The organism is Klebsiella sp. LY, from assembly GCF_004010915.1.
Classification (GTDB): domain Bacteria; phylum Pseudomonadota; class Gammaproteobacteria; order Enterobacterales; family Enterobacteriaceae; genus Klebsiella; species Klebsiella quasipneumoniae.
In genome coordinates, this window is the sequence record NZ_CP022441.1 from 98,842 (window position 1) to 115,127 (window position 16,286).

Here is a 16,286-nt window from a genome sequence, read left to right on the forward strand (position 1 = left end):
AATCTTTCGTATCCCTGAAGGAGATGTCGATGGCAGCAAAAGTTACTTTTTTCCAGGTCGGCAACGGTGATATGACACTGGTGCGTTTGGCTGATACCCCGGGTACATCCATTCTGACTGATGTACATATCCGTTCTGCTGCTGATGACCCCAAAGATGACACACCTGATGTTGCCTCGGCGCTACGTAACAGATTGAAGTACGATAATAACGATCGCCCTTTTGTTGACGTCTTTATGCTGAGTCATCCGGATCAGGACCATTGTGGGGGGCTACGTAAACATTTTTGGCTGGGCCGTCCTGAAGACTATCCAGATGACCATCTGAAACGTTCAGAAAAACGCATAATCATCCGAGAGTTGTGGTCATCACCATTGATTTTTCGACGTCGTTCGAAAAATCACACACTTTGCGAAGATGCTCAGGCATTTAATACGGAAGCTCGGCGCCGTGTAAAATACTGGCGGGAACATGGTTACGCATTTAGCGGTAATCGCATTCTTATCATGGGTGAAGATATTAACGGTAAAACGGATGATCTGAGTGCCATTCTTATTAAAGCTGGTGATACATTCACCAGAATTGACGGGCAAGTTTCAGACGTTTTCTCTGCACAGCTTCTGGCACCCGCACCACATGAAGATGATGAAAATCTGGAAGAAGCCCTTTCTAAAAATGAATCCAGTATCATTATGAATATGAAAATACTGCCTTCCGCATATTCTCGTAATCCTATGCACTTTTTACTCGGTGGGGATGCAGAAGTTCTCATCTGGGAGCGATTATGGAATCGTTACAAAAGCAATCCTGAGGTGCTGGAGTATGATCTTCTCCTCACACCACATCATTGTTCGTGGCATTCACTTTCCTATTATAGCTGGTCACAATGGGGAGAAGATGCTCTGGTTTGCGATGCGGCCCGTAATGCTTTAGGGCAAGCGCGTTCTGGAGCGACAATAGTTTCCAGCAGCAAACAGATACTTGATGACGATTATGATCCTCCGTGTATTCGAGCTAAACGTGAGTACGATGATATTCTGGATAATGTTGATGGTTGGTTCAGTTGCACGGGCGACCTTAAAGATAAAACTGTTCTTGAGTTTGAAGTGGCACGAGATGGAAAATTGATTCCCGCTATTGTTGGTGCAGTTTCTGCTGCGACAAGCGCTGCTACGGCAGCCGCACCCCGGGCAGGTGTAATAAACCAATGATCGAATATTTCGAATTGGGTAAACGCCTCGATTCATCGGGGCGTGATAGCCTATATCCGCAAACAATCTCATTGCTTACAGCATGCGAACAGCATCCCTATATAACTGTTCGAGAATTACGTTTATCTGAGCAAAACAATGACCGCTCGGAATACCTAGTCATTGATGTTGCTGATGGTACAGTAACTTCTGGCAATAAGGCCGGCATTCGTCGTAAAGAACGATTAGCTATTGAGATAAACCCTAAGTTCACTATCCCGATCCTAGTTCATGCATTGCGTAAAGATTTTCCTGTTTTATCTCATCAACATGCAGGTGTACCAGACTCTCCAAAAATTCTTTGCCTTTATGATGTATCTTGGAACGCCGTCGAACGCAACTGGACACCTGAAAGATTTATTGAGCGAATATTTTGGTGGCTCAGAGAATCAGCTGAACAACGTTTGCATCGAGAAGACCAACCTCTTGAGCAACTTTTTTATATGAGCCCCTATCAACTTATTTTACCAGCGAATTATCTTGATTATAATCATGCCGCAGCTCATAAACTCAGCCTCCAGATGGTCAGCAATGGTAAGCCGATAATTTTAAGGGCTGTACCTGAACATTCTAATCAGGGCATCAGACCATTTCGCTTATTAACCATTGCCGTCCCACCAGTTGAAGCCTCATTAGTTGCTTCATATCCTGACAATCTGAAAAAACTGGAAGAGCAGCTTCAATCCTGGGGAAGTGAACTTCTCCAGCCACTCGCTGATGCTGTTTATGATGCTATACCTGATACAGGTCTTCGCCCTAGCTCTGGTGAAAAGGAAGGTTTGCTAATTCTGCTATGGGTTCCTCGTTTAAGGGATGGTAAAACAGAACGTACTGATGTTATGGGCTATATCGTGGAACGCTCACTCTACGAACTTGCCAGCGTATTAGACATACTTGCCCCCAGGAATGAGCGGGGAATACAGCACCGTTTCCGACTACTTGGTGGCGTAAGAGGTACACAATGGCAACAGTTACCACTGTTACCTGTCGAAATACGTTCTGCTATGAATGCTGCACGAGCAAGAGACATTTCTGCTGTTGATTCTGATAATGCATCTTTCTATGGTGTTCTGGCTGGCGTTGGGGCTCTTGGCGGCACATTAGCTGATATCTGGATACGAATCGGCTGGGGACACTGGACATTTATCGATCCTGACAAACTCCTTCCACATAATCTGCCCCGCCATATTGGGGTTGATGATCATATTGGATACCCTAAAACTGATATTCTTCGGCACCTCGCAGGTAGTATTTATCCACATGAACCTCTCCCCGGAGCGATCAATAAAAGTATTCTTGATGACGATCATGATATTGCCAGAGCTGTGAATGAGGCTCACTTAGTTGTGGATGTCAGTACCACCTTTGAGGTGCCTAGGACCCTAGCGTTAAAAGATGATATACCCAGAACAGTTAGTCTGTTTCTGACACCATCAGGCAAGGCCAGCGTGATGTTAATAGAGGATACAGACAGACAGTGCCGAATTGATGCAATTGAGGGGCAATACTACCGGGCAATTTTGAGCAGCGAGTGGGGAAACACTCACCTACAGCACAATTATGGTGATCGTTGGGTCGGTGGTGGATGTAGGGATATTTCTGTACGTATGTCTAACGAATGTATTCACGTTCATGCTGGTATCCTGTCGCGCCAACTACGGCAGACCGTCCTTAAGGATGATGCTCGATTATGTATCTGGGTGTCTGATGAAAATTCAGGTGCAGTGAGCGCTCATGAAATTGAGCTTTACCCTGTGGTATCTGTAATTGCTGGCGAATGGATTGTTAGATACGATCAAGGCTTAGAACAAAAACTGAGACATACCCGTTTACAGGCCCTACCGAATGAAACCGGGGGCGCTATTGTGGGCATAACTGATTTTAAGAACAAGACTATTATTCTGGTTGATGTGTTCCCAGAACCTATCGACAGTAAATCCTCACCAGCCTTCTTTGTCCGAGGAGAAGAGGGACAAAAGGAAGCATTAGAACGGGTTCAGCAGCTGACCGCTCGTGTTGTCGATTATGTTGGTGAATGGCACTCCCATCCTCAAGGATTTTCAGCGAAAGCCAGTAATGAAGATGATAATTTAATCAAAAAGTTACATCAAAAAATGAGTGTGGAAGGTTTACCTGCTGTGATGCTGATTGTTGCGGAAAACGATATCAACATTATAGTCAGATGAAGTTCGCTTCATCTGCATCACAGTGTTACTTGCAATTCCACATAATCAATTGACCTAGCGATTACGCAGCCGTCATTATTACTCAAAACAATCAAAGGCTTATCCCGAAGGTCTGGGCGAAAGACCTTTTCGCAGCTTGCATAAAAGCTGTTTACATCAGCCAGTGCATACATCAGATATTACCCCTGGCACGGTGAACCCAATGTGTCACCACTCCGAAAATAGTAAGTTCATCAGGATTAGGGTAAATAGGCGAATAGGCATTATTCATGGGCAGAAGGGCCAGCTTCGGAGTAGTCTGGAGCTGTTTAACTGTGAAGCCCCCGTCCACTTCGGCAATCACAATGTCTCGGTTCTGAGGGCGTAGTGAACGGTCGACCACCAGCAAATCTCCATCCCGCATCCCCACATCCTGCATGCTGTTCCCCTGTGCCCTGACAAAATAGGTTGCAGAGGGATGCCTTATGCAATAATCGTTCAGGTCTAACTCACTGGAGGTATAGTCTTGGGCCGGGCTTGGAAAACCAGCGGGGCATAACTCAAGAAACAGTGGAATGTTAAGTTTCACCAGATTTTCTTTAGGAACCAATAACATATAACTAACCTCGCCACAAAATATAACTGTATAAATAAACAGTATAAATTATGTTTCAGGCGGTTCCCAGCCCATCAGGTAACAGGTTAGCGACGTCATTCGTAAATCCATAATTACTGGCTGTTTTTCATCTGAGCAAACCCAAACACAAGCATCAAGGCGTCTACCATCTGATATCAACTGTTGAATCTGACCGAACACTCCATTTTGATTGCATAAGCCCTTTAATTCACATTTGTGACTCATAAAATAATGATTAAATCTTCGACAGGTGATAAATTTAAAAAAAGGAGGACATCGCAAATGAAAATGAAACTTATCACTCTAACAATAATGTCAGGCTTATTGCTTACTGGTTGCGATCAAGTTAAAGACTCAGTTGATATTTATATAAAGCAGATTTTCTTAGAGGGAGCATTTAAGTTACCATCCATAGCTATTTCTCCTGGTTGGAAAATTAACGATCACGGAAGTGTTGCAGAAGTATATGGGAATAAAGATTGTCCTACCTCATCTGACGATGACATTCGGTCGGGATGCATTGTCATCGATCAGGAAGATGATACCGTACAAGCATTCATCGTTAATCCGAACTCAGAGCGCAAAGAGGTGCTCAACGAAATATGGATAGTAGAGCGCCATGGAGAATTTCCGTACAACAACTTTAGATTAAAACGACCAGATAACTCGTATGTAACCCCTTGGAACCAGGCATAATACAGTGGAGCTATCTAGGATATTAGGTTATTGAGTTGAAATTTGTGCAAACGTCTATACGACAGAAAAGTAACTTTCCTTGAGAAAATATTCTAATATTGAGTTGCTTCCTCATGAATGCAGGAGAAGAAATTTCTAGGGACACGCTACTATTTGATTTAATCCATTAGACGAAATCAGGGATGCGCCCCCTGCTCGCCAAAATTCATTCGCATCACCCCCCGCGAGATTGTGGGCACACAAGAGAGGAATCAAGGAGAGCTTTCGCTATCGTCCATCCCCCCGTTTACGGGGCCCGCACCGAAAACAATCAATTCCGAAAAGACCAACTGCTCTATAACCCCCGCCAACGGGGGACAGACACACAGTTTAAGCTGGCTCAGCATCCGATAACCCCCGCATCCAGGGGACATACTTCAGGTGCAAATGAGGGCATCAAATTACTGCCGATAACCCCCGCTAGCGGGGGACATACCAGCCAAACTGCGAAGCCGGGGTTTAAGTTAGGCTGAAAAATTCGAACCAGTAGCCGGGATATTCAGGGAGTCTTTTTCTCTCTTCATCTCCTGAAGAGTATGGCGATCATGCAACCTCGCAAAAAAACACCGAGTAGGCACAGGTAGACGACTAAAGAGACCTGTACACAAAGTATGTTCTGCAGGATTGGCGGTGATTATGATTTTATGTCCTGATGCACGAACCGCCAGAATGCATTCGTGGATTTTATCTGCGTCAAACAGCTCAATATCATCAATGACTATGTCAGCCCCTGAAAAGTCTTCAGAGATATTGTCACATTCTGCGATTTCCCGCGCAGTGGGATATAAAGCCCCTGGTAATGCGAGATTAGCCAGACAAGTTTTACCGGATCCAGATTCGCCAATGATGAAAGCCAGAGGCATCACCTTAGTTTGCTGCAAAAAACTATTGATACTACGGCTGTAGCCATCCACATTCGCCTGAACCAGTTCAGGTAAAGAATTATGTTGCATCATATAAAATTTCCTTACAGGTAGCTGAAATAGTAAATAGATATTTATCGCAAACAGATTATAAATAGAACGTAAAAAGGATATCGCAATGGTTGGTCTTACTCATTTTTCCAGTAAGTCACGCCATCATCGCAACTGTAACCGGTCTGCCCTGGCTCTCCGCCAATAAACAGGCCAGCCTGCCCTTTCAGGGATATACCGACACCAGTAGTTGTTGACCCATCTTTTTTAGCAACAATTTTACAGTGGTCTTTTGCCCAGTCTCGCCATTCAGCTTCATTTTTGTTTTTGGCAGAAAAGAATAAGGTCATAAAGAGTATCGTCCCGCCAAGAGCAATTAACAAAACAAACAATGTGAGCAGTGGTTTTAAATGGGAAAAATCTTTCCTAAAAATACCAAAAACAATCATCAGGAACAGCATGACTAATAACAGAATGCCAAACTCACGAACGGGAAACCAGGAACCCGCCTCCCATATAGAAGACAACTCAACACCATCGGATATAGAAGACAATTCAACACCATCAGAACTCATATTTTCACCTTAATAAATGTGCGTTAATTGACTGTAAATTCTAAAATCGAACTAAATTCCGATTGTTCAGGAAAAACGGGCTTAAGCCCTGCACGTCTAGCCATCCTCGTTGCCAGGATTAATATGTCTGTTGTGTCGGATAATGTGATCTGCTTGTGTGCTATCTGGATATCTTCATCAGTTAGCACGAATCCAGAAGGTGTAAACACCCCTGACTCAATGGTAATAACGAAGGTAGCACCTTGCTCATTAAAGAGAACCATCTCCGTAAGAGCACCAGCAGCACGATAGCTCGTCAAAATAATTTTGGTGATAATCCCGTGAGCTGCGATACATGAATTAATGAATCCATCGCCTTGCTCAGTCTGAATAATGCGGTCGGTAGAAGTCACACCAAACAGAAATTTTGAACCGTTTCTTTCCTGATTGTTCGTGTCAGTCATCACTGTCACCAAAGGCTTCATAGTACGCAGAATCAACAGCCATTCCCGCTTCATAGGCCTGTACCCAGTCAGCCTTTTCTCCAGCGACATCACCATTCAGTTCAGCCAAAATCTGGAGTTGTTCAAACCAAAGCTCGAACGATGAATTTTGTTTTGTTGAAGCGAAATCAGCCATGCTTTTTCACCTTATCAACCTGATTAGTTGACCGCCGGAACATCATCATCACAATACCGATACCAATAAGCACGGTCGTTCCGTATATAAAATAACCCCCAAGGTTATAGATATTTACGCCCAGCAAGGTTAGAGACTGTCCGTCTGGTATAAGAAAATTGAAAACAAAATACCACCAGCCAAAAAGTGTACCTTCCAGGAAAAGCATTTTTGGATAAATACTGATTGAGCTTGAAGCAAACAAATACAGAGCCACCAGCAACACAATCATTATCCAGAAAAATGCAGCTATAACAGCTGAAAAACCAAAGCTCAGAAATGTAAAGGCGACGGAATCTTTTCCTGATAAACCGCTGAATCCATAAACCAGCAAAGCCACAACGGCAAATAAAATAATAAGCTTAATAAAATTCATTTTATGTATGTCCCCTGGCTTATCTGAAAACAAGCCGGTAATGTATTCGAAATGAAATAAACAGGATGTTAGCCGGGGATATCTCCCCGGTTACGGTTATTACGGCTTTGTTGAATAAATCGAACTTTTGCTGAGTTGAAGGATCAGATCACGCATCTTCCCGACAACGCAGACCGTTCCGTGGCAAAGCAAAAGTTCAAAATCACCAACTGGCCCACCTACAATAAAGCCCTCATCAACCGTGGCTCCATAACTTTCTGGCTGGATGATGAAGCTATTCAGGCCTGGTATGAGTCGGCAACGCCTTCATCACGGGGAAGACCTCAGCGCTATTCTGATCTCGCCATCACCACCGTTCTGGTCATTAAACGCGTGTTCAGGCTGACCCTGCGGGCTGCACAGGGTTTTATTGATTCCATTTTTACACTGATGAATGTTCCGTTGCGCTGCCCGGATTACACCAGTGTCAGTAAGCGGGCAAAGTCGGTTAATGTCAGTTTCAAAACGTTCACCCGAGGTGAAATCGCGCATCTGGTGATTGATTCCACCGGGCTGAAGGTCTTTGGTGAAGGCGAATGGAAAGTCAAAAAACACGGCAAAGAACGCCGTCGTATATGGCGAAAGTTGCATCTGGCAGTTGACAGCAACACACATGAAATCATCTGTGCAGACCTGTCGCTGAATAACGTCACGGACTCAGAAGCCTTCCCGGGTCTTATCCGGCAGACTCACAGAAAAATCAGGGCAGCCGCGGCAGACGGGGCTTACGACACCCGGCTCTGTCACGATGAACTGCGGCGTAAGAAAATCAGCGCGCTTATCCCTCCCCGAAAAGGTGCGGGTTACTGGCCCGGTGAATATGCAGACCGTAACCGTGCCGTTGCTAATCAGCGGCTGAGCGGAAGCAATGCACGGTGGAAATGGACAACAGATTACAACCGTCGCTCGATAGCGGAAACGGCGATGTACCGGGTAAAACAGCTGTTCGGGGGTTCACTGACGCTGCGTGACTACGATGGTCAGGTTGCGGAGGCTATGGCCCTGGTACGAGCGCTGAACAAAATGACGAAAGCAGGTATGCCTGAAAGCGTGCGTATTGCCTGAAAACACAACCCGCTACGGGGGAGACTTACCCGAAATCTGATTTATTCAACAAAGCCGGTTATTACCTTACTGCTCTGTGTTTTTTTTCTGGATTTTTTCCAGATGTTTATCGTAGCTGTCTTTGGCTGCTGTCAGTTGCACGAACTCTTCATAGGTTAGAGTCAGTTGATATTGAGCTTTAGTGAGAACTTCCGCACCGTCTTCCATAAACGGAATTTCTTTCGCATCAACAACGATACGGTTGATAACTTCCAGCGAGTTATCGACGATCTCTTTTGAGATTTTTTTCGGCAGCACGTCGAATACCGACAGCTGAGTTTTGAAATTTTGTTTAGGTTCGCGTTTCGGGGCCGGAGTCGGCGTCGGTTCGGTATTGTCACTCCCTGCCCCTTCTTCCGAGCCACCACCAGCAACACCAGCCTCATTCCCTGCAGAGCCATCAACTGCACCAGCAGCAGCGCCAGCAGTGCTATTAGATGCGTTACCTGCATCAGTCGCTGTAATGGTTGTCACGTTGCCATCAGATTCACCGCTGGTGCCGTTTTCACCTGCACGCTGAGCAAGAAGGACCTGCCCAATGGTTTTGTCAGTGGCTTTGCCAAACTTATCATACGCTTCCTGAATAATAGCAACACAGTTATCAGGATGTTTTTCCATCACGTCGAGAGCAGCGTAATATGCGACAACACCTTTTACGACCAGACCTTTTAACGCTTCCGGGGCGGTGTGAACTTTGAGCAATTTACGAACATGGGTAACGGAGACTTTCCGGGCTTCGGCAAGTTCCTCAATGCTCATAGGCTCTTCGCTATCGTTGTGCAGGCGGTACAGTGATTCTGCCTGCGCAACGATAGAAACCGGCAGTTGATCGTTACCTTTAAGGTTAAAGAGCTCTGCTTTACCATCCGAGCCACGAAACTCGTCAACACGGATTTTATCTACCGGGCCTTCTCCACGTTCTTCGCGAATTTTATTAGCCAGAGGGATTGCACGGTGACGGCAGTGTCCCTGACGAATGACAACCTGGCCATCACGAACCTGGACAACCATAGCGGCCATTTCCAGTGGGCTATCGGCATATTGCTGCGCCAGACGCGCCAGGTGGTCCTTAACTTCCGGGAGTTCCCAGTAAGCCTCACCCAGGCCAGCAGTACGGGTGTTAAAGCCAGGGATGATGTTCAGATGCGTCGGGTCCATAACAAGACCATTGCCCAGACGACCACCGATACCGTTTTTTTCTAAGAAGGTACGCAGAGAAACATTTTCGTTTTTGGTTTTAGCTGGAGTTGCCAGAGTTGCAGTAGTCATTGAATTTTCCTCTTCCTGTTGTATGTGGTTTAACGGTCATTGCCGTTGTTAGACCCAGGATACATTTTCAAAACGCTCCATCAAGCCCCTATTTTCACTTTGGCGTGAAAAAAGTTACTTTTTTTTGTTCACGGCAAAAATTCTACACATGATTTCTTTGTGACAAGGGAACCAGGAGGCGGATTTTAGTGTTTAGAGGAAGAAAATTTTTGCAGTGGTTTCCCGTATTTCATAATTTCTGGAGCATTTTGAATGAGATACGAGAAATGAAGGGGCATAGGAAAGATGCGTGTTTCATTGGTTTTTGGCATAAATTGTCAAAAGTTACTTTTATTTGAGGGTGGAAAAGACGATCGGACACGTTTACAAGGGCAGAAAAGTAACTTTTTTAGGTGCTGAGTCAGTGCTTTCAAAAGTAACTTTTTGACAAAAGCGGCGCTGGGAATGGTGGCAAAGCTTGTGGGGGAAGGAAGAAACCATTTTTATCTGATTGTGAAAATCGTAGACGCTTGACCCGTCATGTTGATTCCTGTTCAAAAAAAGGCCCCCGAACGTCGATGGAAAAGTTACTTTTCAGGTTCAGTACCACGTCGCCGGAAACATAGCAGGTACAAGTCTCCTGCTATGCACGGTACGGCTCATCTGTTTAGCTCACCTTTGATTGCAGCTCTTTGCGGGCGTTTGCGATCAACTCGTTCACTTCGTCGCGGTCAAATCCTGGCATAGCAGGCAGAACCGTATCCGAAGGAACTGCATCAATCCATTCCAGTGCAGCAATCAGTGCACTGAGTAATTGTTCGTTGGTTTTCATTCGACCACCTTTTTAACCGTTTTATTTATGGTGTTTTATATTTAAAAGTTACTTTATCTGACTGCAAACCATAACCATACTGAGCAGGTCAACGTTCGTTCCCGGAATGATGCCTGTTCGATCGAATCTCTTCAATTAACTCGTGGTACTTCTGTTCAACCGAGGTCGTGTCGAGACCCATTTTTTTTGCTTCTGCAATGCGTAGCTCTAAATCGAGCAGGTCTGCACTTCTCGTCACCTGTGCTGTATCGACGCCGTTAAGAATGGCAGGTGGATTGAGATATAGGGCGGTACATTCCATATTGGTAAAAATTACCGCTGATTCCACTTCCCCCCTCTGGAGTTGGCGCAGATTAACAGCATCCACATATGCAGCTGGTTTTTGACTGGCTCTTGCCAGAAACGTTTGAGCCAGCCACCGTTTTTCTTCATCACAATACGGGTTATCGGCAATTTCCTGAATGCGCCCTAAGCTCATTCCACCGCCATCGGGCCTGAAGGCTTTGCTCTCAGACATGTTCCGTCCTCTGCATCACAGTTGAGTTAAAGAATCAATCCAGGGTGACGAGCCTGACTGTTTTCGTCAGAAAATCTATGCCACGTTGATATGCTTCAGCCAGAATGCGATCTTCATCAGAAACACAATTCCAGGACCGGATTGTCTCAAGTCGGCTTCGCCAGATTTTCAGCAGCACAACTTCAAGATATACCCGGCGATCCACCAGCAACTCCGGTGAGGCCTCCAGTATATAAAAGTTAATTTGCTTAACTGCCGGGCATTGGGCTATTTCGGTCATTCTGATGCCCATCCGAGAAGAGCGTTATGCAGCTCCAGAGCACCGGAAGTCCGGAGTTCTGCATCACTGTATGAAATACCCAGTCGGTCCATGACGCAATCCGTATCCAGAAAGTCTGAGCTTGCGTCCAGAGCGTCTTTAACAACCTGCTTATGTTTAACCTTTAACAGGTTTCTCACTTCATCGTTAAATATATCAAATTTTAAACCAGCGATAGCAGCCTGGACTGCGGGTATCATGGCTGCGGAGTCAATATCATCAGCAAAGATGATATCTGTTTCCATTTCAACATTATCCTCAAGCCAGGCGAGAAGTATTTCCAAAGAATCTTGTGCGCTCATAATAAACCCCATAATAAAGTGAGCAGATATATTACCTTGTAGTGGTGCGCAATTTACGTACGAAAACCACAGATAACCCGAACTCCAGGATACATTATTTAATTGCGTATGCAACCCCATTTAAACAACAAAGGCGGAGGTTGATTTATATGGGGGTTACCAGAAAATCCATTAATTCGAATTAAGCCAGAAAAAACAACAATAACACCTAAATATACCACACCATAACTTCTGAGTAAAAACAGGGTCATGCCGGTGTTATATACGACGATTTATTTTCATTAAACCCTTTGCAGCCATTTTTCAATTTCACCCTCAATCTGGATAAAATTAATTAACTCTTTCTCGCATTGTTCCTTACCCCAGGAACCCTGCCACTGGCAACGATAAAGGTACTTTCTTTCCAACATTTCCATTTCATCAAGATTCCCCATTGAGAACTGAGGCCATATGTCGTGCCAGCATACATCATAGGTGACCTCTGCTGGTGGAACGAAAGTCATCGCATCTGCACAGATAATTTCTACGCGTTTATCGTCCGCAAAGCTCGCGGCGACAAGGTTGATCACGTCCTGCTCTTTCTCAATAACAGTAACGTGCGTGACGTCTGCTTTCATTAATACTGCATTAAGCACCATTCCAAGGCCCAGTCCATTGATAAGCACGTGGCCTGTCGCCCGCTCGATGAAATCCATGCAGGTCCGTATTTCCATCGGTGTGTTGGACATCACGACATCACTGTTGTATGAGAGACGACGATACTCTCCCGCTGGAATAAATTCATCCTGATTGCCTGAAAAGTCGGCACGAATAGCAAGACGTTCTGCGTCATTTTCGGTGATAGTGAAAGTATCCAATGTCCACGAGCCGGATTTACCGTCTTTGACTGGGAGATCAGAAAAAATAGCGTTCATACGGCCTACCTGAATTTCCGAGACGTTGATGACGTAAAATTATCACAGTATTGCAGCTGATGCAGGGATATGGAGCCAAGAAAGTCTATTTTTCCCGCCGCCATTGTATGTAGCGCTCAAGTCGCATACACATTAGTGCTGTATCCCGTGCCCCCTGAGCCGCAACCGCACTTGACGTACGCCGACCGCCGTTCCCGGTGAACTCACGTAGAGAGGCCCCCTGTAGCGACTTAATATCACCTCCCATTCGTGAGAAAAGCGCTTGCAGATCGTCAAGGTTAAGGTGTTTCCACCGATTATCCGACTGTTCGATATCATCTTGGTTTGCTTTCTCATAGCGTTCCTCACGTGTTAAAAGCTCACCCGGTCTAGCTTTCCTGAATGCTTCTGTAGCACCTTCAATTGCCCGAGCCTTACTGCTGGCAAATATATATTTAGCGCCAGCTGAATATCGGTATTTCCATCGTTCGCCGAAGTTCTGTAGTAGGTCAAATGCAATTAGTTCCTTTTCAGTTACCATAATTCAGCCTTTACTTTCTGGTTAAACACAAAAAATCAGGTTAGATTTCGCGAAAAGTATATTAATCTGCTCGCGCATAAACCCTTATATTATGAAGCCTGCGCTGCTTTTTTCTTCCTAAACTCTACAACGGAATACCAGGCAGAAGACAAGAAAGAGAAAACGCAGATAAGATATTTGAATTTATCGCCTAGAACGTAACCATTAATCATCATGGCGAGAATTATGCCAGCGGCTATAATCCACGCAACGCCACTCCAAAGATGCATTTTTTCCGCCACAATGTTTATCAGAATGAAAATGCCTGCAAGGAGCGCCCCCCATAATGCAGGTTCCTCCAGGAACGGGTTTATAACGAGGTTGATACCAGTAAAAAAAGTAACCACTGCAAATGAAACGGATTTACGCATACTAACCACCTTCATGGAAAAAATTCATAAGCATCACTTTCTTCCTCCCTTTCCCAGTATCTGATTTTCCGGCGAATAGCCGGAGGGGGTTTTAGGTATTAATGCTAATATACGGCTCAACGTTCAAGGAAAGACTGCCGATTTACGGATAGTAACGGTATTCAGGATTTACGGCTACTGACAAAATAATCGGCCAACTAATATCCCCCACAATGACGTTTACCAGTCACTCTTTACCGAAAGTATTCTCCACTACCAGTCCCCCCCTTCAACCCTCAAGCCAGGAGCTGCATGGGCTAAAAGCTCCTGCTGCGCCACGTCAGACTTGCTATGGCTCTCCCCCAGCAGTAAGCATAACGTGCCGGATGCGGCATAATACGATGCATCCGGGAAATGCTCGTGAATTTCATCCAGGAGTCTGGAGAGATTTTTTGCCGTCCGGTAAAAACGGGAGGCGGCGTTTGGCATTGCTTCGCTCAACAATTCATGTGCTGTAACATCGTCATTATTGATTGCGTCTAAAACCTGATTCTGATCCACTTAACAGACCTCCCGATATACATCCTGAAAGGGTTGGTGCAAACCAGCAACTGACTCATCATGCTCTCGTTAACTGACAAGTTGACTGATCGTTACTGAATATTTCCTTTGAGTGCGAGAACCCTGTGTTTATGCTCCTCGCTTTGTGGCATGCCGGTGAAGTTAACTGCAATAAAATAGTCAAGACGGTCTTGTGGCGTGGCGTCATCAAGCACCACGGCGGTTAACGTGGGGGCACCAAAGGCGAGTTGCTCACCACGAGTTAGGTCCTGCCAGAAAACCGGCCCCCCTGCGAGCGCCAGTGAAATTTTGTTGTTGATAAACAGCCTTAACGTTGTCAGTCGCTGCTTGCCGTCAACAACCTCAATATATGCACCATCCCGGGACGCCCAGTCGGGGGCTCTCGCCAGCGCCACATACCCCAGAGGAAAGCCGGATATCAGCCCCTGTAAAAAAGCCTGTTGTTCCTCATGCCCCCAGACATAGTCACGTTGATAGTCGGCATCGAAATCCAGTGCGCCATCCTTCAGCCACTTGATGTACATGTCAACCGGATACTCCCCCGTTCTGGCCCGAAAGATTTCAGCGTCCCGAACTCTGTTGGTACTGGTCATAATTCTCATCTTCCTTACATACCGGCCACATTCGAATGGCTAACTACACCAGTGAATCACATGGTTTGAGTCGTATTTTTTTCCGTTGACGATGATAGCAACTCCCGTATCGCGTGTGTCTCGTCCAAAACCAATGCCTAACAAATTACCGTTCTCATCCCATGCGATGATCTGCGCTCCATCGAGTGGCCGCTCTTGAGGGAAAAAAGCGGCATACCTCCCTTCTGCAACGCGGAGCCTTTTACCTTTTCGCTCTGTTTCTGCCGGTGCGACTGACGCAGATTGAGCGTTTATGTAAAGCGGCAACGTCTTACCAGACTTTGGCTCAGTCGTCATGGCTGCATAACGAGTATGCCCCTTGAGAAGACGTATTGCCGCCTCTCCATCCACGTAGAACATAGGGATGTTTGTTTCTTGTTGTTCGCAATCAGGTGAAGTGTTCCCTTTAAGGAGTTGCTCATGCTCTTTCAGACCAGCAGTAGCTACAGAAATCAACGAATCAAAATCACAGACCATCGTCTTACCATGATGCTCATCTGAATTAGCGATGACCGTTAAAGAACGAACGAGCACTGCATTATCAGCAACAAGTATTTTCAACCAATCCTGTAACTCAATGTTCCCAGGGCATGCGGATATCTGGCGTAACTGTAGTTCGTTTAATGCTTTCATTTAATTCACCATGAAATATTTAAGTGAAAATATCGCGTTACCACTCAGATAACACTAAAGTTGATTAAATTATCCCAATCCACCAGCTGTTTAGTTGTTCTTTTTTAAAGCAGGCCTGTCGCCTGCTCTTCCAGAATGGATACAAGCGTAAATGTCCATTGCTGCTGGTGGAAGGTATTTATAGGGTTTGCTGTGTATTATTTCCGTTCTTTACCCATTACCGGCACGACACTTTGTTTGTCACACATTACTGAACTTAATCACCGTCAGGGAACTCTTGTTCCACTGCCTGGACCATTTCAGCCTTCTCTTCATGAGTCAACGCTTCCCAGGCAACTTTAGCCAGTGGCGGGTTACCATCAGTCTCTGCTGTAATGTACGACCATAGCTTTCTGTAAAGATCATCACCCACGCCGTCGAGACATTCAGCCACTTCATCAACTGTCCAGTAATTGAGTAGGTCTGGCATAGCGATTTCATTATCAGGGCAATCGTCAGAAGTACAAACATCAGTATCGTCATAGCTGCGTCCGCAATGGTCGCATTCAAAATTAATTACATGCTTTTTTTGTTCAGGTACCTTGCTCATGTTCATCGCTCCCGGAATGTGGTGTCCAGTCTTGGATAAAATTATTCGACCTCAAACCAGGATACTATTTCGAATCGTTTTCGCAAGCCCCTAATTGCATATCACCAGGAAAGAAACTTTTTCTGACGGCATCCAATGGTCGCTCCACAAAAAATAAACCATGGTGATTTCATAAACACTGAGAAATAATTAACGATGAATTAAAATATTCTCCCCGAAGCATGAAAAAGTAAACATGGAGAATATCTAAAAACACCCGATAGTGCCGGGGATTATCACTGCTGGGGAGAAAAGAAAGTAACTTTTTCTGACTGTTATGCTGACAGGTATCCGAGATCAATTGCATCATGGCACTGT

Annotated in this window: 21 protein-coding genes and 1 pseudogene; 4 read left to right on the forward strand and 18 right to left on the reverse strand. The window is 45.2% G+C overall.

Features of this window, described 5'->3' with window-relative positions; translation table 11 throughout:
* Nucleotides 1-29: 29 nt before the first annotated feature.
* Together CE636_RS00615 and CE636_RS00620 are read left to right on the forward strand one after the other, a co-directional pair.
* On the forward strand, nucleotides 30-1,211 hold the full coding sequence (locus CE636_RS00615; RefSeq protein ID WP_017900685.1) for a hypothetical protein: 1,182 nt from the start codon (nucleotides 30-32) through the stop codon (nucleotides 1,209-1,211).
* Complete coding sequence (locus CE636_RS00620; protein ID WP_014839974.1) at nucleotides 1,208-3,436, forward strand: Mov34/MPN/PAD-1 family protein; 2,229 nt, start codon at nucleotides 1,208-1,210, stop codon at nucleotides 3,434-3,436. The genes CE636_RS00615 and CE636_RS00620 overlap by 4 nt, the downstream gene beginning before the upstream one ends.
* A 44-nt stretch (nucleotides 3,437-3,480) precedes the next feature.
* On the opposite strand, the pseudogene CE636_RS00625 reads toward CE636_RS00620, so the two are convergent.
* Nucleotides 3,481-3,609: pseudogene (locus CE636_RS00625) on the reverse strand (DNA polymerase V subunit UmuC); the annotation flags it as partial.
* Nucleotides 3,609-4,031: a translesion error-prone DNA polymerase V autoproteolytic subunit gene (umuD, locus tag CE636_RS00630; RefSeq protein ID WP_014839973.1), complete on the reverse strand. Its 423-nt coding sequence runs from the start codon at nucleotides 4,029-4,031 to the stop codon at nucleotides 3,609-3,611. The gene umuD and the pseudogene CE636_RS00625, both read right to left, overlap by 1 nt.
* A gap of 303 nt (nucleotides 4,032-4,334) precedes the next feature.
* On the opposite strand from umuD, the gene CE636_RS00635 reads away from it, so the two are divergent.
* Entirely contained in the window at nucleotides 4,335-4,748 is a 414-nt protein-coding gene (locus CE636_RS00635) for a hypothetical protein (RefSeq protein WP_017900689.1), read from the forward strand.
* Between the two features lie 503 nt (nucleotides 4,749-5,251).
* Here CE636_RS00635 and CE636_RS00640 read toward each other — a convergent pair.
* The 5 genes from CE636_RS00640 to CE636_RS00660 all read right to left on the reverse strand — a co-directional run bounded on the left by CE636_RS00640 (nucleotide 5,252) and on the right by CE636_RS00660 (nucleotide 7,309).
* Nucleotides 5,252-5,743 carry a hypothetical protein gene (locus CE636_RS00640; protein ID WP_017900690.1) on the reverse strand — a complete coding sequence of 164 codons (492 nt, stop codon included), beginning with the start codon at nucleotides 5,741-5,743 and terminating at the stop codon, nucleotides 5,252-5,254.
* Between the two features lie 95 nt (nucleotides 5,744-5,838).
* Nucleotides 5,839-6,276, reverse strand: coding sequence for a hypothetical protein (locus CE636_RS00645; protein WP_017900691.1), 438 nt, complete (start codon nucleotides 6,274-6,276; stop codon nucleotides 5,839-5,841).
* Nucleotides 6,277-6,299: 23 nt separating this feature from the next.
* A complete protein-coding gene (locus tag CE636_RS00650; RefSeq protein WP_017900692.1) occupies nucleotides 6,300-6,719 on the reverse strand; it encodes a hypothetical protein in 420 nt (139 codons plus the stop codon).
* On the reverse strand, nucleotides 6,712-6,894 hold the full coding sequence (locus CE636_RS00655) for a hypothetical protein (protein WP_009654202.1): 183 nt from the start codon (nucleotides 6,892-6,894) through the stop codon (nucleotides 6,712-6,714). Before CE636_RS00655 ends, CE636_RS00650 begins: the two co-directional genes overlap by 8 nt.
* A complete protein-coding gene (locus tag CE636_RS00660) occupies nucleotides 6,887-7,309 on the reverse strand; it encodes a hypothetical protein (protein ID WP_009654205.1) in 423 nt (140 codons plus the stop codon). The genes CE636_RS00655 and CE636_RS00660 overlap by 8 nt, the downstream gene beginning before the upstream one ends.
* A 135-nt stretch (nucleotides 7,310-7,444) precedes the next feature.
* Between CE636_RS00660 and CE636_RS00665 the strand changes: the two genes are divergently transcribed.
* Nucleotides 7,445-8,413 (forward strand): IS5 family transposase, encoded by a 969-nt coding sequence (locus CE636_RS00665; protein ID WP_072096747.1) that lies wholly within the window; start codon nucleotides 7,445-7,447, stop codon nucleotides 8,411-8,413.
* Nucleotides 8,414-8,479: 66 nt separating this feature from the next.
* Here the strand turns inward: CE636_RS00665 and CE636_RS00670 are convergent, their stop codons facing one another.
* The 11 genes from CE636_RS00670 to CE636_RS29540 form a co-directional block, all read right to left on the reverse strand.
* Nucleotides 8,480-9,721: a hypothetical protein gene (locus tag CE636_RS00670; protein WP_017900693.1), complete on the reverse strand. Its 1,242-nt coding sequence runs from the start codon at nucleotides 9,719-9,721 to the stop codon at nucleotides 8,480-8,482.
* 646 nt (nucleotides 9,722-10,367) lie between these two features.
* Nucleotides 10,368-10,532: a hypothetical protein gene (locus CE636_RS28380; RefSeq protein WP_014839972.1), complete on the reverse strand. Its 165-nt coding sequence runs from the start codon at nucleotides 10,530-10,532 to the stop codon at nucleotides 10,368-10,370.
* A gap of 88 nt (nucleotides 10,533-10,620) precedes the next feature.
* On the reverse strand, nucleotides 10,621-11,049 hold the full coding sequence (locus tag CE636_RS00675; protein WP_017900694.1) for a hypothetical protein: 429 nt from the start codon (nucleotides 11,047-11,049) through the stop codon (nucleotides 10,621-10,623).
* Nucleotides 11,050-11,083: 34 nt separating this feature from the next.
* A complete protein-coding gene (locus CE636_RS00680; protein ID WP_017900695.1) occupies nucleotides 11,084-11,329 on the reverse strand; it encodes a hypothetical protein in 246 nt (81 codons plus the stop codon).
* Entirely contained in the window at nucleotides 11,326-11,670 is a 345-nt protein-coding gene (locus CE636_RS00685) for a DUF957 domain-containing protein (RefSeq protein ID WP_025999285.1), read from the reverse strand. Before CE636_RS00685 ends, CE636_RS00680 begins: the two co-directional genes overlap by 4 nt.
* Nucleotides 11,671-11,951: 281 nt before the next feature.
* Nucleotides 11,952-12,584 carry a hypothetical protein gene (locus CE636_RS00690; RefSeq protein WP_017900697.1) on the reverse strand — a complete coding sequence of 211 codons (633 nt, stop codon included), beginning with the start codon at nucleotides 12,582-12,584 and terminating at the stop codon, nucleotides 11,952-11,954.
* A gap of 609 nt (nucleotides 12,585-13,193) precedes the next feature.
* Nucleotides 13,194-13,514 (reverse strand): hypothetical protein, encoded by a 321-nt coding sequence (locus tag CE636_RS00700; protein ID WP_009654204.1) that lies wholly within the window; start codon nucleotides 13,512-13,514, stop codon nucleotides 13,194-13,196.
* A gap of 252 nt (nucleotides 13,515-13,766) precedes the next feature.
* Nucleotides 13,767-14,054, reverse strand: a complete 288-nt coding sequence (locus CE636_RS00705; protein ID WP_009654227.1) for a hypothetical protein — start codon at nucleotides 14,052-14,054, stop codon at nucleotides 13,767-13,769.
* 92 nt (nucleotides 14,055-14,146) lie between these two features.
* Nucleotides 14,147-14,668 carry a DUF262 domain-containing protein gene (locus CE636_RS00710; protein ID WP_017900700.1) on the reverse strand — a complete coding sequence of 174 codons (522 nt, stop codon included), beginning with the start codon at nucleotides 14,666-14,668 and terminating at the stop codon, nucleotides 14,147-14,149.
* 39 nt (nucleotides 14,669-14,707) lie between these two features.
* Entirely contained in the window at nucleotides 14,708-15,340 is a 633-nt protein-coding gene (locus CE636_RS00715; protein ID WP_017900701.1) for a hypothetical protein, read from the reverse strand.
* Nucleotides 15,341-15,596: 256 nt separating this feature from the next.
* Entirely contained in the window at nucleotides 15,597-15,929 is a 333-nt protein-coding gene (locus tag CE636_RS29540) for a hypothetical protein (RefSeq protein WP_305955157.1), read from the reverse strand.
* Nucleotides 15,930-16,286 lie beyond the last annotated feature (357 nt).

Bases quoted from the DNA above. Each gene is read 5' to 3' on its own strand.
- CE636_RS00680 (WP_017900695.1), bottom strand. From the start codon at position 11,329: ATGACCGAAATAGCCCAATGCCCGGCAGTTAAGCAAATTAACTTTTAT.
- CE636_RS00700 (WP_009654204.1), bottom strand. From the start codon at position 13,514: ATGCGTAAATCCGTTTCATTTGCAGTGGTTACTTTTTTTACTGGTATC.
- CE636_RS29540 (WP_305955157.1), bottom strand. From the start codon at position 15,929: ATGAGCAAGGTACCTGAACAAAAAAAGCATGTAATTAATTTTGAATGC.
- umuD (WP_014839973.1), bottom strand. From the start codon at position 4,031: ATGTTATTGGTTCCTAAAGAAAATCTGGTGAAACTTAACATTCCACTG.
- CE636_RS00660 (WP_009654205.1), bottom strand. From the start codon at position 7,309: ATGAATTTTATTAAGCTTATTATTTTATTTGCCGTTGTGGCTTTGCTG.
- CE636_RS00615 (WP_017900685.1), top strand. From the start codon at position 30: ATGGCAGCAAAAGTTACTTTTTTCCAGGTCGGCAACGGTGATATGACA.
- CE636_RS00685 (WP_025999285.1), bottom strand. From the start codon at position 11,670: ATGAGCGCACAAGATTCTTTGGAAATACTTCTCGCCTGGCTTGAGGAT.
- CE636_RS28380 (WP_014839972.1), bottom strand. From the start codon at position 10,532: ATGAAAACCAACGAACAATTACTCAGTGCACTGATTGCTGCACTGGAA.
- CE636_RS00655 (WP_009654202.1), bottom strand. From the start codon at position 6,894: ATGGCTGATTTCGCTTCAACAAAACAAAATTCATCGTTCGAGCTTTGG.
- CE636_RS00620 (WP_014839974.1), top strand. From the start codon at position 1,208: ATGATCGAATATTTCGAATTGGGTAAACGCCTCGATTCATCGGGGCGT.
- CE636_RS00635 (WP_017900689.1), top strand. From the start codon at position 4,335: ATGAAAATGAAACTTATCACTCTAACAATAATGTCAGGCTTATTGCTT.
- CE636_RS00690 (WP_017900697.1), bottom strand. From the start codon at position 12,584: ATGAACGCTATTTTTTCTGATCTCCCAGTCAAAGACGGTAAATCCGGC.
- CE636_RS00640 (WP_017900690.1), bottom strand. From the start codon at position 5,743: ATGATGCAACATAATTCTTTACCTGAACTGGTTCAGGCGAATGTGGAT.
- CE636_RS00715 (WP_017900701.1), bottom strand. From the start codon at position 15,340: ATGAAAGCATTAAACGAACTACAGTTACGCCAGATATCCGCATGCCCT.
- CE636_RS00645 (WP_017900691.1), bottom strand. From the start codon at position 6,276: ATGAGTTCTGATGGTGTTGAATTGTCTTCTATATCCGATGGTGTTGAG.
- CE636_RS00675 (WP_017900694.1), bottom strand. From the start codon at position 11,049: ATGTCTGAGAGCAAAGCCTTCAGGCCCGATGGCGGTGGAATGAGCTTA.
- CE636_RS00670 (WP_017900693.1), bottom strand. From the start codon at position 9,721: ATGACTACTGCAACTCTGGCAACTCCAGCTAAAACCAAAAACGAAAAT.
- CE636_RS00650 (WP_017900692.1), bottom strand. From the start codon at position 6,719: ATGACTGACACGAACAATCAGGAAAGAAACGGTTCAAAATTTCTGTTT.
- CE636_RS00710 (WP_017900700.1), bottom strand. From the start codon at position 14,668: ATGACCAGTACCAACAGAGTTCGGGACGCTGAAATCTTTCGGGCCAGA.